Raw genomic sequence first — 14,994 nt, forward strand, 5'->3', positions numbered from 1 at the left:
CGAGCCTCCCACCGCCATACCCTGAGCACGCCACACGTCACATGCCATGCGCCACACGCCACACGTCACATGCCATGCGCCATACGTCACATGCCAACGGAAAAGGGGTACCCCATGCTCCCGTGGTCGGCCGACCTCGCGGGCCGGATGGACCGGCAGGTCATCACCAGTGAGCTGCTGCGCGGCAACCCCCTGGGCGACCCGTTCGAACGACCGCTGCACGTCTACCTGCCCCCGGGGTACGACGACGAACCCGGGCGGCGCTACCCCGCGGTCTACGTGATCCAGGGCTACACCGGTCATCTGGCCATGTGGGACAACCGCACCCCCTTCCGCCAGCCGTTCCCGGAGACCGCCGACGCACTGTTCGCCGGTGGCACGCCGCCCGTCATCCTGGTCCTCGTCGACGCCTGGACGGCCTACGGCGGCAGCCAGTTCGTCGACTCGCCCGGCACCGGCCGCTACCACTCGTACCTGTGCGACGAGGTCGTCCCGTACGTCGACGCCCGCTACCGCACCCTCGCCGCGCGCGAGCACCGGGCGATCGCCGGCAAGTCGAGTGGCGGGTTCGGCGCGATGATCACGCCGATGCTGCGGCCGGATCTCTTCGGCGCGCTGGCCACACACGCCGGTGACGCGCTCTACGAGTACTGCTACGTACCCGAGTTCCCGCAGGTGGTGCGGACGCTGCGGCAGTGGGGCGGCGACGTGGGCAAGTGGTGGGACGACTTCCGGCAGCGGCCCGCCATGACCAGGCCCGGCGACGACGTCACGCTCTGCGCGCTCGGCGTGGCCGCCTGCTTCTCGGCGGACCAGGACGGCACACCGCGGCTGCCGTTCGACACCGTCACGGGCGAGCTGATCCCACCGCTCTGGCAGCGCTGGCTCGACCTCGATCCCGTCCGGATGGTCCCCGAACACGCCGAGGCGGTCCGCTCGTTGCGGGCCGTGTGGATCGACGCCGGCACGCGGGACGAGTTCCACCTGGACGTCGGAGCCGAGGCCTTCCACCGCGCGATCCGCGCCGCCGGGCTGCCGGAACAGGCGATCCACTTCGAGCTGTTCGACGCCGGCCACGGCGGCATCGACTACCGCTACCCGCTCGCCGTCGACTGGCTCGCCCGGCGGATCCAGGCCTGACAGCGCCTCACAACCTGGACTACCGTCACTCCTCATGCGAATCCTGGTACTTGGCGGCACCGCCTTCGTGGGCCGCGCCATCGTCGATGAAGCGCTGCGGACAGGAGCGGAGGTGACCCTGTTCGGCCGCGGCCGGACCGGAACCGGACTCTTCCCCTCCACGCCCAGGCTGATCGGGGACCGGGAGACCGGCGACTACGACGCCCTGCGCGGCGCCGGCGACTGGGACGCCGTGGTGGACGTCAGCGGCTACGTGCCGCGCCACGTCGGCCAGGCGATGGCGGCGCTCGGCGACCGGATCGGGCGCTACCTGTTCATCTCCAGCCACGCCGTCTACACCCGCACCGGCGTCGGGCCCGGCTCGGACGAGGACACCCCCCGGCGGCCGCCGGTGCGGGACACCGAGGAACTGAGCGAGGCCAGCTACGGTCCGCTCAAGGTCGCCTGCGAGGACGACGTGCTGGCGCGCTACGGCGAGCGGGCCACGATCGTGCGCCCGGGGAAGGTGGCCGGTCCGCACGACGCGCAGACCGGGCTCACCTACTGGGTGCGCCGGGCCGCGCGCGGCGGACGGGTGGCGCTGCCCGGGAGCCCCGAGCAGCCGATCCAGCTGGTCGACTCGCGTGACCTGGCCCGCCTGGTGGTGCGGCTGCTGCTGGACGACCGGCCCGGCGCCTTCCACGCCGTCGGCCCGGCCGAACCGACCACGTTGGCCGGGCTGATCACCACCTGCGCGCGGGTGGCGGGCAGCGAGGTCGAGATCGTGCCGGTGCCCGCGGAGGCGGCGCCGTCGTTCTTCCCGCTGATCCGCCCCGCCGCGCAGTGGACGGACCAGCAGCGCAGCCCCGCCCGCGCCCGGGCCGCCGGCCTGACCGCGACACCCCTGGCGACCACCATCGCGGACGTGCTCGCCTGGGACCGCGAGCGTGGCGAACCGCCGCTGGAGCACGGGCTGTCCGCGGCGCAGGAGGCGAAGCTGCTCGGGGCCTGACCTCCTGGGCTCCTGGGCTCCTTAGCCCCTGGGCTCCCGGGCTCCCGGGCTCCCGGGCTCCTGGGCCCCTGGGCTCCCGGCATCCTGGCCGTGGGACATCGGTTCCTTCGGCACCGAAAATCGGCCCGGCCGACATCGAGGTTGCCGCTAGTATCGGCGTCGTTCTTCGACCGGGGATGGTGGGCGTGACCGGCTTTCAGGATGGTGTCGTGCTGGCCCAGTTACGGCCCGACGAACCGCGCGAGGTGGCCGGCTACCGGCTGCTCGCCAGGATCGGCGAGGGCGGCATGGGGTCCGTCTACCTGTCGCTCACCCGCGGCGGACAGCCGGTCGCGCTGAAGCTGATCCGGCGCGAGCTCGCCCAGGACGAGGAGTTCCGCCGGCGCTTCCAGCAGGAGGTGCGCTCCGCCCGCCAGGTGCAGGGCCACCACGTCGTTCCCGTCCTCGACCACGACACCACCGGCGACCGGCCGTGGCTCGCCACCGCCTACGTCCCCGGCCTGCCGCTGGACCAGGCGCTGGCCGCCCACGGCACCCTGCCGCTGCCGGTGGTGCTCCACCTGGTCTGCGGCACCGCCGATGCGCTGCAGGCGGTGCACGCGGCCGGCGTCATCCATCGCGACCTGAAGCCCGGTAACGTCCTGCTCGCCGCGGACGGGCCGTGGGTGATCGACTTCGGCATCGCGCGGGCGGGTGACCACACCCAACTCACCCGCAGCGGCGGCCTGATCGGCACCCCGCAGTACATGTCGCCGGAGCACGCCAACGGAGCCGAGCTGACCCCGGCGACCGACGTCTTCTCGCTCGGCCTGATCATGGCCGTGGCTGCCACCGGACGCCACCCGTACGGCGACGGCGGCGCGATCACCACGGCCGCCCGGATCGCCAACACCGAGAGCCGCCCGCCGGACCTGTCCGGCTACCCCGACCAGCTCCGGCCGCTGCTGGAGCGCTGCCTGGCGGCGGACCCGACCGCCCGGCCCACCGCCGCCGAACTGGCGCGACTGTGCGAACGGGCCACCGGCCGCACGCCGCGGAACTTCGACGACTGGCTGCCGGACCCGCTCGCCGCGGACATCGACCGCCGCGGGGCCGCGGTGCGGCGAGCGACGGCGGTGACTGGTACGGGGGACGGCGCCGGGGACGGGGCCGGGGCTGCCGCTTATACGCCGACCGAGACCGATCACCCGACCGACGGCGCCGCGCGGTTCGCCGCCGCGCCAACCCGCACGAACCCGGTACCGCCGCCCTCCTCACCGCCCCTGTCACCGCCCTCCTCACCGCCCCCGTCGTACACCTCCGGACCCGAGCGCGAGAGCCGGGGCGGCAAGCCACTCGTCATCGTCGGCATCGCGATCGGCGCGCTGGTCATCGGCGCGTTCGGCTACGCGCTCACCCGACCGCACAACACGCCGACCCCGCCGCCACCCACCGCCGGGCCGACCACGGTGTCGTCCTCGGGATCGGCCTCGGGATCGGCCTCGCCAACCCCGGCCGCCTTCCAGGTCGTCTTCCAGGACGTGCCGTTGGCCGTCGCGCCGCCGGACACCATCAGCATGGGCGTGCAGGTCGATCTCGACGCCCCCAAGGTCGATCCCACGCACCAGATGTCCGACTCCGACGCGGAGTTCAACTACGACGACGATTTCCTGACCTTCAACACCCCCACCGGCAAGGCCGCCAACGCCACCCCCCAAGCCTGCCTGGCCGCCGCGAACACCACACCGCTGCCGCAGCAGTTGCCGGGCAAGGCGCTGGGGCCGGACGGAAACGCCATCAAGGTCGGCGACCTGCTCTGCACGGTGACGAGCAAGGGCAACCTCGCCATGTGGCACATCACGGGCGCCACCCCCTCGAACAACTACTACCGGACCCCCGACTTCACCGGCACCCTCACCCTCTGGAAGGTACCCGCAGGCAGCTGACGGCAAGTCAGCCAGGTGGAAGCCCCGTTGCTCCGCGTGGGCGGCGCCAGGAACTCCTCGATCCGCGCCCGGGACGCGGGAGGTCGGAGGCAACCGGCCTCAGTGTTGTTGAAGCGGTGTCGGGAGCCTCCTCGCCTTCAACCGGACCGCAGATCGGTCACACAAACCGAGAGTGCTGCAGGAATCCCGAGGTCACGTCACAGCCGGGCAGAACACCCGGAGGCGGAAGAAGCCCCTGGCCACGGCCCCGGGATCCCAGCGTGACTCAGGAGAACTCGCGGGATTCGCGCGGCCAGAGGGGAAGTGTCAGGCAAATGTCAGGTCAACTCGGTGGCTCACGTGCTCGCGCGAAGAGAGGATGACCACCGGACTGGCTGCTTCGGGGGGACGCAACGGGCTGACTCCCGCGCCTGACGGAGGTTGAATGCTCATGCGGAAGGTCACCAAGCGGGTCGCGCAGGGTGTCATGGCCGGCGCGCTCGCACTCGGCGGCATCGGTGTGACGGCGGGTACCGCCAATGCCAACAGCGACACGTACTGCCAGCACAGCACGTGCGTCACCGGCTACAACTACTTCACCCAGGACTGGAGCGGCTCCTGGGGAGAAAGCGTCTCTGAGACGATCTGCAACTACCAGTCGGCGCCGAACTCCTTCAACATCTGGATCTATATTACGGGCACCGACTACCACCTCGTGGACAAGACTGTGGGGCCCATCAACCCAGGGGTCTGCCTGAACCAGGTCCTTTCCGACTGGATCGCCACTGGACACGTCGACGTCCCGGTGCAGGTCTACGCTCAATCGAGCGGCAACTGGACCTATGGCACCAACCCGATCGACGCGAGCTAGACCCAACGCCGTTCAGTTTCGGTGTGGGCTCGGCCGCCACGTACTGGCTCAACTCCTGCCCCAGCGGCGGGTCCGCAGCAAAAACCGCATCGTCAAACGAGCGATCTCCACGTACAACGCTCGCGGACCCGCCATCGACCGAGCCACCTACAAGGCCACCATCAGCATCACCATGCTCACACCCGACCCCTGACACAGCCCGACCCGCCCGAACTGAACGGCGTTGGGGCTAGAAGAACGTGGGCCGGCGCGTGACGTAGGGTTCTTCGAGGGATTCGATCTCCTCAGCGGTGAGCGTCAAGTCGAGCGCGGCGACGGCGTCGGCGAGGTGGTGCGGCTTGGTCGCGCCCACGATCGGGGCGGAGACCACCGGGTTCTTCACCACCCAGGCCATCGCGACCTGCGCCATCGACACACCGCGGGCCAGGGCGATGCGCTGGACAGCCTCGACGATGGCCCGGTCGCTGTCCAGGAAGATCGGCCGGTCCTGCTGATCGACTGTCCGGTTGAGCTGCGCACGCTGCGTGGAGCGTTCGCCCCAGGGCCGGGTGACCAGTCCCCCGCCCAGGGGACTCCACGGAATGCTTCCCACGCCCTGGTCGGCGAGCAGGCCGAACATCTCGCGTTCCTCTTCGCGGTGGATCAGGCTGTACTGGTCCTGCATGGAGACGAACCGGGTCCACCCGTGGGCCTGCGCGGCATGCTGCATCTTGGCGAACTGCCAGGCCCACATCGACGAGGCGCCGATATAGCGGGCCTTGCCTGCCTTGACCACATCGTGCAGCGCCTCCATCGTCTCCTCGACCGGCGTCTGCGGGTCGAAGCGGTGGATCTGGTAGAGGTCGACGTAGTCGGTGTCCAGACGCCGCAGCGAGGCGTCGATCTGTTCCATGACGGCCTTGCGGGACAGCCCCGACCCGCCCGGCCCCTGGTGCATCGGTGCCCACAGCTTGGTGGCCACCACGATGTCCTCACGCTGGGTGTACTCGCGCAGCGCCCGCCCGACGACCTCCTCCGAGGTGCCCAGACCGTAGATGTTCGCGGTGTCCCAGAAGGTGATGCCGAGCTCGACGGCCTGGCGGAAGACCGGCTCGGCCGCGTTGTCGTCGAGCGCCCAGGTCGTCCTCTCGGCGGGGTCGCCGAAGCTCATGCAGCCCAGGGCGATCCGGCTGATCCTGAGCCCCGACGTTCCCAAGCGCGTGTACTCCATGGCGTACTCCTCCTCGGTGATATGGACGTGTGCACCTGCTCCGGAAGGCTGCCGCCCTCACTCCCCCACCGTGGCACGAACTGCCGAGCCCGGCCTCCCACCAGGGGATTCCTCCTGTTACAGGTACTGCCAGGACCCCTCACGCGCGCAGCATCGAACCTATCGTGGTAGCCATGGACGCCCGCACCGAGTTCCGCGACTTCCTCACCTCCCGCCGCGCCAGAATCACCCCCGAACAAGCCGGCCTGCCCACCAACGGCGGAAACCGCCGGGTGACCGGTCTGCGCCGCGAGGAGGTCGCGCTGCTGGCCGGCGTCAGCGCCGACTACTACATCAAGCTCGAACGCGGCAACGCCCGCGGCGTCTCCGACAGCGTCCTGCAAGCCCTCTCCCGCGCCCTTCACCTCGACGAGGCCGAACGCGCCCACCTGTTCGCCCTGGCCGCCGCCGCCAACACCAGCGCACGGACCCCCACGCGCACCCCCAAGCCCCACGTGCGCCCCAGCATCCAGCGCATCCTGGACTCCATGTCCACCGCCCCGGCCTATGTACGCAACCGCCGCCTGGACATCCTGGCCACCAACCCACTCGGAAAGGCCCTCCTTGCCCCGATCCTCGCGACCCCGCGCCGGCCGCCGAACGTAGCCCGCTTCATGTTCCTGGACCCCACGGCCACCGACTACTACCCCGACTGGGAACGCATGGCAGCCGGCACCGTCGCGATCCTGCGCGCCGAAGCCGGACGCGACCCCCACGACAAGGCCCTGATCGACCTGGTCGGAGAACTCTCCACCCAGAGCGACCTGTTCCGCACCCACTGGGCCACCCACAACGTCCGCCAGCACCGCGGCGGCGTCAAACGCCTCCACCACCCCGTCGTCGGTGAACTCACCCTCAGCTACGAAGCCCTGGAACTCACCGCCGACACCGGACTGACCCTCATGGCCTACAGCGCCGAACCCGCCACACCCGCATGCGACGCCCTGAACCTGCTGGCCAGCTGGGCCGCGACCATGGACCGGAACCACATCTCCGGCCTGTGACCAGCACTTTCGAAACACTCTCCGGTCCTCGCCACTGCTCTCACGGAGCGACCTGCGGACAGTCGGGGCGCAGGCGCAGCAGGTGCGGGCCGTCAGGCAGCACGAACGTGAAGTTCAGCGCCCCCTCACGTTCCAGCCGCTCGGTCACGTACTGCGTGGACCTCGGACGCGCGAGGATCAGCTCGAACGCGCAACGGCTGGCGTGATCCAGGGGCAGGCACTTCATGACTGCCCAGGTGGCGGCGAGCGCGGTGGGCAGGACCAGACGCGCTTGCCGATACCCTCACGCGGCCCCCAGCCCCACTTCAGCGAGAGCATCTCGACCAGCAGGAGGCCGCGCCCGGACGTGCCCTCGGCCCCAAGGCCCATCTTCGGCGCATCGCCGCAGGCGTCTTCGACCCAGATCAGCAGCCCGTCGCCGGAGACTTCGAATCCCAGCTTGATCTTCTTGCCGGGCGGGGTTCCGTGCACCACAGCATTGGTGACCAACTCGCTGACCACCAACTCGGCGTTCTCTTCGTAGCGTTCGCCGTCGCGCACGTTGCGCAGGAAGTCACGCAGCGCCCTGCGGGCCACCCCCGGGGACTGGGGGCTGCGCGGCAGCCAGCGGTGACTCTGCCCGGTGGGCGATGGCGGTCTGTCGGGGTTTTCAGGCATGGCGAAGCTCCCTTTGCGGCACAGCTGTTGATTGATGCGGGCGCGAGACTGGGCACCCCAGGGGCAGCCGGACACGGGCAACGGAATGCCCGGTGACGAGCCGCCATGATCACGATCTGTCGTGACGTCGTGTACTGCCTGTAGCAGGCTCTCGCTCGGCGACCATGCGCAAGTGCCCTTCCGCGCGATTGCGCAGCAACTTCCTAATCGCGCAATTGCGCGGATCTGCAAGAGTCTTGTGATCATGCAAGGAGGTGGCAGACTGTGACTCAACGTCAATCAGCGGGGAGCGGCCAGCGTGGACAGTCCGACAGTGCTCCGGCGTAGGCTCGGTGCCGAGCTGCGCCGACTACGCGAGCCGGCCGGACTCCAGGCGAAGGAAGCCGCAGAGGCCACCGGGTTCAGCGGAACCAAGATCTCCAGGATCGAGTCCGGTCAGGCCACCCTGAAAGAGGTGGACGTTCGCTCCCTGCTGAAACTCTACGGGGTCACGGACGCTGCCGATTTGCAGAAATTCATCCTGCTTACTCGCCAGAGCACTCAGCGGGGCTGGTGGCACGACTACGGCGACAGCCTGCCCGAATGGTTTCAAACCTACGTTGGCATGGAAGGCGACGCCTCCGAGATTTGCGCTCACGAAACAGAGCTGGTGCCGGGGCTCTTGCAGATTCCAGAGTATGCGCGTGGCGTATTCGAAGTCTGGCCACGGAGGCTTTCTGAGCACGAGATCGAGCACCGGGTAAACCTGCGCTTGCAGCGTCAGGAAATCTTCAACAGCCCCAATCCGCCGCAGTTTCGGGCGATCCTCAACGAGGCAGTTCTCACACGCCCCGCCGGCGGGCCGGAAGCCATGAACCGGCAGATCCAGCACCTGATCAGCCTGAGCGAGCGGCCGAGCATCACGATCCAGATCTTGCCGTTGAGCGCTGACCCTCATCCTTCCATGGGGCTTTCTTTCCAGATCCTCTCTTTCTCCGATGTGCCTGGCGACATCGTCTACCTTGAAGGACTGACAAGCGCCTTGTACATCGAGAAGGAGACAGACATCGCACTTTACAGGCTAGCGTTTGAGCAGCTGGAACGATCTGCGACGACTCCAGAAGAATCATCCTTGTGGATGCGCAAGGTAGCAGCAGAGAGGTACGGATATGGCGGTTGACCTGAGGTGGCGGAAAAGCAGCTTCAGCGGAAGCGCGGGCGGCAACTGCATCGAAGTAGCTGACGGCCTCCCCGACGCCGTGCCAGTACGGGACAGCAAGAACCCCAATGGGCCTGCCTTGATCTTCAAGACGGGAGCCTGGCAACTGTTCGTCACCAGCCTGCAAACAGGCGATCTGCCCGGCCGCCTCTGATACTTGCCATGATCTTCGAACGGCCCCCAAGTCCACTTGCCATGGGGGCCGTTGTGCTACCTGCGCCGAATAACTGCCAGTGCGCTGCGTGACGCTGGGGTTACATTTGGCTACTGCTTGGAGCGCAATCGATGTTCGGCAGTTCAGGCTGGGGGCAAGGTCATGGACGATTGGGCGAGTGAGGGCGACGACCTCAAGGAAGACGGCTCGTTCTTCCTGGGTGGCGGCGCGGTGGTTGCAGGTGTGGACTACGAGGCGGCTTGGCTGGAGGCGCGGGCCGCTGCGAGCGAACTGAACCTGCTGCTGGGCCGGTTGGAATTGCGTGGTGTTGATCTGGTGCGCGCACAGGCCGGGTGGTCCGACGACGGGCAGGGCGTGGTGTTCATGGAGGGCACGCTGTCCGGGGCACGGAAGCTGTGGGCGGTCGTGGACCGAATGCTGGTACGCGGGGAGATCGAGCCTCGGCAGTCCTCGTGATGACTGGATGGCTCTCCGGCCCGCCGGCTGATTCGGATCACGTGTGGGCGTCCGCGCGCGGGGCGTACCTGGCGCCCGGCCGGGACCGGCCGCCAGGCCGCATGCCCGGCCGGGGCGACGAGACCGCCCCGGCGGCGCGCAGCGCCGCCTCTTGAGTATGTATAGAAAGCTTTCGACGGATCGGCCATGGTCGGCGAAGAGCTCTACTGATTCCGCGTGGGATGGCTCGTCCCCGGCGACTACGTTCGGTTGTGTGGGCGCCAGGGGCTCTCCGTACTGCGGCCGGTGAGGGCCAGGGTTACCCGATGGCCGAGAGCACCCCGCCGAGGAGACTGAGGACGCCTGCGAGCAGGCCGGTGACGGTGCCGAGGACCGAGGGGATAAGAGCCATGATGTTCTCCTAATATCAGTCGCAGGAACGCACTTAGCGTCCATCTCGGCAGGATAGCGGCTAACGCTATTAATCTACCGACCCTGTTGCTCCAAATGGCGTATCCGAGGTCGCGCTAGGGCGCGTGATGAACTGCGGACTGTCCGCGTCCTGGCCCGCAACCAGGACGAACGTCAGCGGGCGGCCGCGATCGCGGCATGGTGGACCTTGCTGGTCTGCCCATCTTTGGTGTGCCCGGGTAGAGCCGTCTTCAGCCGCAGTTTTCGCCGACGCCGAATGCGCCGTCGCTCCTCCCGCTCGGGACGACCTCCTACGTCCGGCCCGTTTTCTTCGAGACCGCCCGTTACCTTCTTTTAGTGGCGGCTGGGCCATAGGTGAATGCCAGATGCGCTGAGCCTGCGCCCATCGTGGTGGTTTCCAGCATGAGGCGGCGGGTGTCGGCCTGGGTCTGCGTGATGCACTGAGAGATCAGAACCGGTACGCCTTCGGGCACGTGGAGGGCCGCGCGTTCGTCCGGGCGAGGCATGCGGGCGCCGACGGCTTCACACCATTCGATGGGGCCGTGCGCTGCGGCCAGCCGGGCGTAGGCCTCTGCGGGGGGCAGGTTGGGCTGTCGGGCGAGTGTGGTGCTGGTGATCTGCTCCATGGGCAAGAGTGCGGCGTAGCGTGCCCGGATACAGCACCTGCGGGACGAGCGGGCGGCGTACCTTCGTGTGCTCACCGGCCGGGAGCCGTTTACGGCGGTGGGCGAAGTCACCGAGAGCGCCTGGCGCTTCGTCGGCTCAGGGCACTCGGTCGCGGAATCGCTGATCGCAGCCGGCATCGCTGAGGACCTGAAGCGGGCCCGGGAGCTTGCCCATGGCAACCTGTCCCCCGGGCGGGCGGGTGGGGCACGGCGGGAACCCGAAAGGGCTGAGAGCGAGCGGCACTCGGGGGCGGACTATGGACCGTGACACGGTGGGGTGCGCCCTCGCCCATGCCCTCGGGGACGGCGCTGTGTGGCGCTTCGCCGCACTCTCAAGTGAGGTGGCGTCGGTGGTGGTCGGTCTCCTCGGCGGTGCGGCGCAGAACGGCGGTGACAGCGGCTTGGAAGTCGTCACGGCGGCGTCCGCACTGCGGGTGTACGTCCTGGCGGCCGGTGAGGCGGCGCTGTACTTCCGGCTCGCTGAGTCTGCGGCGCTGGGTGCGTTCGAGCTGCGGTTCCGCCATTGGAGCCTGGTAGAAGTCCTCGGCCCTGAGGCTGGCGCACTCATCGATCAACTGTCTGACACGACGCTGTGCGAACTAGCCGTGCGGTCGGTGGACTTCACTACCCTGGGCGGTCGGATCGTGCGCTTCACGGCTCCCTCGCTGGTGCGCTGCCCCTAAGCGCCAACCACGGCCCCGGAGAGTCGACGTTCTCTCCAGGGCCGTCGGCTGCCTAGGCGGCGATCGCGTACGGGTTGATACCGGTGATCGTGTAACGCTTCTCGGCTTCCTCAGGGAAGAGCACCACCCGAACGTTGAACTCGTTCAGCAACTCGCGCCGTGCCGCGTCGTCCGGGGCGGCGTGCCACCGGGTGGCGACCGTGCGGCCGGTGGCCTGCATGCGCATGCCCGGCGGGCGCTCGGGCAAGGCCCTCAACTCCTTGATCTCCTTGCCCATGCGCGCGTATTCGGTCCGATACCAGGTAGCATCGTCTGGCTCGTCGTACAGACCAGCCTGCCGGTCATCCCTCAGACGCTGGCGGTCAGCTTCGAGAGAAGCGATCTTGGCGGCGTAGCCAGTGCCCGGGTCGTAGACCTTCTTCATCTCCTGCATGGCGCCATAGCGGCCCAAAAACCACGCCTCAACCTTCTTGTCGAGAAGGCTGATCGTCATGCTTGGGGCGGGCTTGCAGTTGGCGCTGGCGGGGATGCCGCGTACCCGGGCAGTGCAACCGTAAGCGAGCTCACAGCTCCGGCCTGCGATGTAGAGGCGGGCGCCGCAGTTGCCGCACCACGCCACCCCGGACAGGCGATGTGTGCTCTTCGGCGCCCTGTTGCCCGTCCGCTTCGGAGCGGTCTTGGCGATCAGCGCGTCATGAGTCGCCCGGTCCCACAGCGGATCGGCAAGACGCACCGGGTGCCCGTCCCGACGAATGACCGCCCGCCCCCCGTGCATGAGGTACCCCAACGCGGCCTCACTGATGAGAATCGAGAGCAGCGACTTGGGGGTCCACGGGCCTCCCTTCAGCGGGTGGCCATAGAGCTGTGCGCGCCGGTCGCTCGGGCAGGGCACTCCCATCCGCGTCAGTCGCGCTGCCTCGGTTGCAACCGTGATCTTGCCCGTCTCATCGGCAAGGATGCGCTGTGCAACGTCCCGGATGACCTCCACCGCGACCGGGTCGAGGGCTACGTGATCGACCTTCCCGGTCGGGACCAGCCGTACGTACATGTACCCGTATGACGGCTTCTGCTTGGGCTGTCCGGCTGCCCGCGCCCGTAGCGTCTCGTCCCGATTGCGCTTCTGGATCGCTCGCAGCTCCATCTGGGAGCCCCAAGCCTTGGTCAGCCATTCGTTCTCCTGGTTGGTGTCGGTGAAGTCCCAGATCCCGTGGTGGTCAGCAGTGACGATCAACCGCCCCTGACGGGTCAACAGGTCCTGAGTGTTCAGCGTGTCGCGCACGTTGCGCCCGATCCGGTCGACGCTTGCGGCGGCGGTCCCGTCATACGGACCCATCTCGCCGCGCAGCCACGGGCCGAACCCCGGGCGGGTCATCGGGTCGGTAGCTCCCGACACCTCCATGTCGTCGGCCCACGCGATGATGTGGCCGCCGACCATGTCAACTGCCGCAAGGATCTGGTCCTGCTGCCTGGTGGGGCTGCTGGTCGCGTCAGTCTTCCGGCTGAGCCGCCGCACCCCGACGAAGCACTTGCCGCACCCGTCATAGTCGGTGGTGATCACATCGCCCATTGTGACGACTCCCGCTCTGTGTTTTGCGGAAGTACCTCGGTGGCAAGGACAACTACGCCGCCGACCGCGCCGTCGGCGAGCGGATCGAGCAGACGCTGCCCGCCGTCCACCTCGGGGTGCAGCAGCAGCGTGCCGTGCTGCGGCGCGTGGTGCGGTACCTGGTCGACGAAGCGGGCCTTCGGCAACTGGTGGACCTCGGGTCGGGGCTGCCGACCGCGGACAACGTGCACCAGGTGGCGCACGCCGTCGACCGGTCCACCCGGGTCGTGTACGTCGACAACGACCCGGTGGTGCTCACCCACGCCCGTGCGCTGCTGGCCGACAACAAGGAGACGACGGTCCTCGCCGGCGATCTGCGCGAGCCCGCCGCGCTGCTCGCCGATCCGGTGCTGCGCGGCCACATCGACTTCGACCAGCCGGTGGGCCTGCTGCTCTGCGGCATCCTGCACTACGTCCTGGACGAGGAGGAGCCCGCGCGCATCGTCCGCGAACTGGTCGACGCCCTCCCGTCCGGCAGCTACGTCTTCATCCACCACCTGCTGGCCGCCGGCGAGGACGCCGAGGCCGCCGCCGCAGAAGCCGTGCTGCGCCAGGGCGTGGGCCGCGCGCAGTTCCGCACCCCGGCCGCCGTCGCCGCCTTCCTGGACGGCCTGGACCTGGTCGACCCCGGCGTGGTCACCGTCGCCGAGGCGCCCGGAGGCCGACACCCCGCCGCTGAGCGCCAACCCGGTGCTGCGCCTGGCGGCCGTGGGCGTGGCACGCAAGCCCTGAGGCGAGCGCGGGGTGTGCGTCACCGGTCGGGTGCACAAGGGCCGGGCTCGTGCGGAGCACGTACCACCGGGCAACGCGACAGGTGAACAAGGGACAGGGCTGCCGCCCGCCGAAGTCGGCGGGCGGCAGCCCTGCTGTCAAGCGTCCGGGTCGAGACTTCCGCTGCTATTTCCCCGCACAGGTCGGCGACTTGGACGCGGCCTCAACCCGCGAAGCCGCATACAGCGCGTCCGCCTTCGCCATCTCCTTCGAGATGACCAGACAGCCGACAGGCTCGTACGAACCGCCTTCTTCGGAGAGCTGACACGACGCCGCCTCATAGTTGTTGATCATGAGGTACTGCGTGGCACCCGGTGGGATCGTCACTGCATCCCCACAGCCAGCGACCCGCAAGGTGTAGGCCTTGTCGTTCGATATCTCGATCTTCGAGGTCAAGTTACCCGAGACGATCGTCACGATTGCGATGAGGAGCACCGGGACTCCGATCGCAAGAGCCACCAGTGCGAACTTCTTCCGGGAACTCAACCCCGAGCGTCGGGGCCAGGACGTTCCGTAAGGCGCCATCGATCCATTCCCAGTCACTTGAGCCACGAGAAGGTCATTCAGAAGTCGAGCTTATAGTGGCCATGATCCTCACTGAGACCCGGCAAATAGCCGACGATGAGATTCTGCGGCAGTGGATTGGGCAGGTACGACCCACGCATACCCTCGTCCGCAATGCTCTCGCCGTTATGGAAGACGCGATTCTTTGCATAGTCCAGCATAATGTCCGTCCCCAGACCGTCGGCCTCTATCACTTCCAGCTCAAAGTTGAACGGCGTCTTGTCCCCGCCGTTCTTGCGTAGCCACCAAGCGCCCGCGTACATGGCGTACGGCGGGACGGCCGCGAAGTTCACGGCGATCCGCACGGGATTGTAGCGAGACGTCCAGTTGTTCGCCACGATCTTGGTCACGCAACTGCCGGGGTCGAGCGCGCAGCTGATCGCGCTGCCGATCTTGCTCTTCGTGCTGGACTTGGGCTTCGGCTTCGGCTCCGGCTTCGGCGGGGTGTCCGAGACGCAGGTGCTGCCGCTGAGGTGGGTGCCCGGACCGCAGTAGGGGAGGGGGTCGGAGATCGGAACCGGGTCGTGGTAGTTGGGCGCGGACCGGATATCTGTCTCCCGCTTCTCGATGGCCTGGACGTTGCCGCCCTCCGCGCCGGTGTCCGGGTCGTAGAGGCTCAGGCCGGTCGGGTCGCTGTTGGTCACCGGGT

17 protein-coding genes are annotated in these 14,994 nt (G+C 68.3%); 10 read left to right on the forward strand and 7 right to left on the reverse strand.

Translation table 11 applies throughout. The features are described 5' to 3' along the window. Positions 1–114 precede the first annotated feature (114 nt). The 4 genes from ACFZB9_RS25695 to ACFZB9_RS25710 all read left to right on the forward strand — a co-directional run bounded on the left by ACFZB9_RS25695 (position 115) and on the right by ACFZB9_RS25710 (position 4,906). The gene (locus ACFZB9_RS25695) at positions 115–1,140 is read left to right on the forward strand and encodes an alpha/beta hydrolase (RefSeq protein WP_391450838.1); all 1,026 of its coding nucleotides are present in this window, start codon (positions 115–117) and stop codon (positions 1,138–1,140) included. 34 nt (positions 1,141–1,174) lie between these two features. Next, positions 1,175–2,131 carry an NAD-dependent epimerase/dehydratase family protein gene (locus tag ACFZB9_RS25700; protein ID WP_391450840.1) on the forward strand — a complete coding sequence of 319 codons (957 nt, stop codon included), beginning with the start codon at positions 1,175–1,177 and terminating at the stop codon, positions 2,129–2,131. 185 nt (positions 2,132–2,316) lie between these two features. Further along, entirely contained in the window at positions 2,317–4,056 is a 1,740-nt protein-coding gene (locus tag ACFZB9_RS25705) for a serine/threonine-protein kinase (RefSeq protein ID WP_391450842.1), read from the forward strand. Between the two features lie 430 nt (positions 4,057–4,486). Next, positions 4,487–4,906, forward strand: coding sequence for a hypothetical protein (locus ACFZB9_RS25710; protein ID WP_391450844.1), 420 nt, complete (start codon positions 4,487–4,489; stop codon positions 4,904–4,906). A gap of 229 nt (positions 4,907–5,135) precedes the next feature. Here the strand turns inward: ACFZB9_RS25710 and ACFZB9_RS25715 are convergent, their stop codons facing one another. Continuing rightward, positions 5,136–6,116, reverse strand: coding sequence for an aldo/keto reductase (locus ACFZB9_RS25715; protein ID WP_391450846.1), 981 nt, complete (start codon positions 6,114–6,116; stop codon positions 5,136–5,138). A gap of 173 nt (positions 6,117–6,289) precedes the next feature. On the opposite strand from ACFZB9_RS25715, the gene ACFZB9_RS25720 reads away from it, so the two are divergent. Then, complete coding sequence (locus tag ACFZB9_RS25720) at positions 6,290–7,159, forward strand: helix-turn-helix domain-containing protein (protein ID WP_391450847.1); 870 nt, start codon at positions 6,290–6,292, stop codon at positions 7,157–7,159. Positions 7,160–7,199: 40 nt separating this feature from the next. On the opposite strand, the gene ACFZB9_RS25725 is transcribed toward ACFZB9_RS25720, so the two are convergent. Both ACFZB9_RS25725 and ACFZB9_RS25730 read right to left on the reverse strand, forming a co-directional pair. After that, a complete protein-coding gene (locus ACFZB9_RS25725) occupies positions 7,200–7,385 on the reverse strand; it encodes a hypothetical protein (protein WP_391450849.1) in 186 nt (61 codons plus the stop codon). Then, positions 7,382–7,816, reverse strand: a complete 435-nt coding sequence (locus ACFZB9_RS25730; protein WP_391450850.1) for an ATP-binding protein — start codon at positions 7,814–7,816, stop codon at positions 7,382–7,384. Before ACFZB9_RS25730 ends, ACFZB9_RS25725 begins: the two co-directional genes overlap by 4 nt. Positions 7,817–8,114: 298 nt before the next feature. Here ACFZB9_RS25730 and ACFZB9_RS25735 point away from each other — a divergent pair, with 298 nt between their 5' ends. The 3 genes from ACFZB9_RS25735 (at position 8,115) to ACFZB9_RS25745 (ending at position 9,645) form a co-directional block, all read left to right on the forward strand. Next, a complete protein-coding gene (locus ACFZB9_RS25735) occupies positions 8,115–8,975 on the forward strand; it encodes a helix-turn-helix domain-containing protein (protein ID WP_391450852.1) in 861 nt (286 codons plus the stop codon). Then, entirely contained in the window at positions 8,965–9,168 is a 204-nt protein-coding gene (locus ACFZB9_RS25740) for a DUF397 domain-containing protein (RefSeq protein WP_391450854.1), read from the forward strand. Before ACFZB9_RS25735 ends, ACFZB9_RS25740 begins: the two co-directional genes overlap by 11 nt. A gap of 162 nt (positions 9,169–9,330) precedes the next feature. Continuing rightward, positions 9,331–9,645 carry a hypothetical protein gene (locus ACFZB9_RS25745; protein ID WP_391450856.1) on the forward strand — a complete coding sequence of 105 codons (315 nt, stop codon included), beginning with the start codon at positions 9,331–9,333 and terminating at the stop codon, positions 9,643–9,645. 734 nt (positions 9,646–10,379) lie between these two features. Here the strand turns inward: ACFZB9_RS25745 and ACFZB9_RS25750 are convergent. Next, a complete protein-coding gene (locus tag ACFZB9_RS25750) occupies positions 10,380–10,682 on the reverse strand; it encodes a hypothetical protein (RefSeq protein WP_391450857.1) in 303 nt (100 codons plus the stop codon). Positions 10,683–10,978: 296 nt separating this feature from the next. Here ACFZB9_RS25750 and ACFZB9_RS25755 point away from each other — a divergent pair, with 296 nt between their 5' ends. Then, entirely contained in the window at positions 10,979–11,404 is a 426-nt protein-coding gene (locus tag ACFZB9_RS25755) for a hypothetical protein (protein WP_391450859.1), read from the forward strand. A gap of 52 nt (positions 11,405–11,456) precedes the next feature. Here the strand turns inward: ACFZB9_RS25755 and ACFZB9_RS25760 are convergent, their stop codons facing one another. Then, entirely contained in the window at positions 11,457–12,971 is a 1,515-nt protein-coding gene (locus ACFZB9_RS25760; RefSeq protein ID WP_391450860.1) for a recombinase family protein, read from the reverse strand. Positions 12,972–12,994: 23 nt separating this feature from the next. Here ACFZB9_RS25760 and ACFZB9_RS25765 point away from each other — a divergent pair, with 23 nt between their 5' ends. Beyond that, a complete protein-coding gene (locus ACFZB9_RS25765; protein ID WP_391450861.1) occupies positions 12,995–13,828 on the forward strand; it encodes an SAM-dependent methyltransferase in 834 nt (277 codons plus the stop codon). Between the two features lie 79 nt (positions 13,829–13,907). Here the strand turns inward: ACFZB9_RS25765 and ACFZB9_RS25770 are convergent, their stop codons facing one another. Both ACFZB9_RS25770 and ACFZB9_RS25775 read right to left on the reverse strand, forming a co-directional pair. Continuing rightward, complete coding sequence (locus tag ACFZB9_RS25770; protein WP_391450863.1) at positions 13,908–14,240, reverse strand: hypothetical protein; 333 nt, start codon at positions 14,238–14,240, stop codon at positions 13,908–13,910. 104 nt (positions 14,241–14,344) lie between these two features. After that, positions 14,345–14,994: hypothetical protein (locus ACFZB9_RS25775; protein WP_391450864.1), on the reverse strand; the 650-nt coding region annotated here is incomplete at its 5' end.

The organism is Kitasatospora sp. NPDC008050 (genome assembly GCF_042957465.1).
In the GTDB taxonomy this organism is placed as follows: Bacteria; Actinomycetota; Actinomycetes; order Streptomycetales; family Streptomycetaceae; genus Kitasatospora.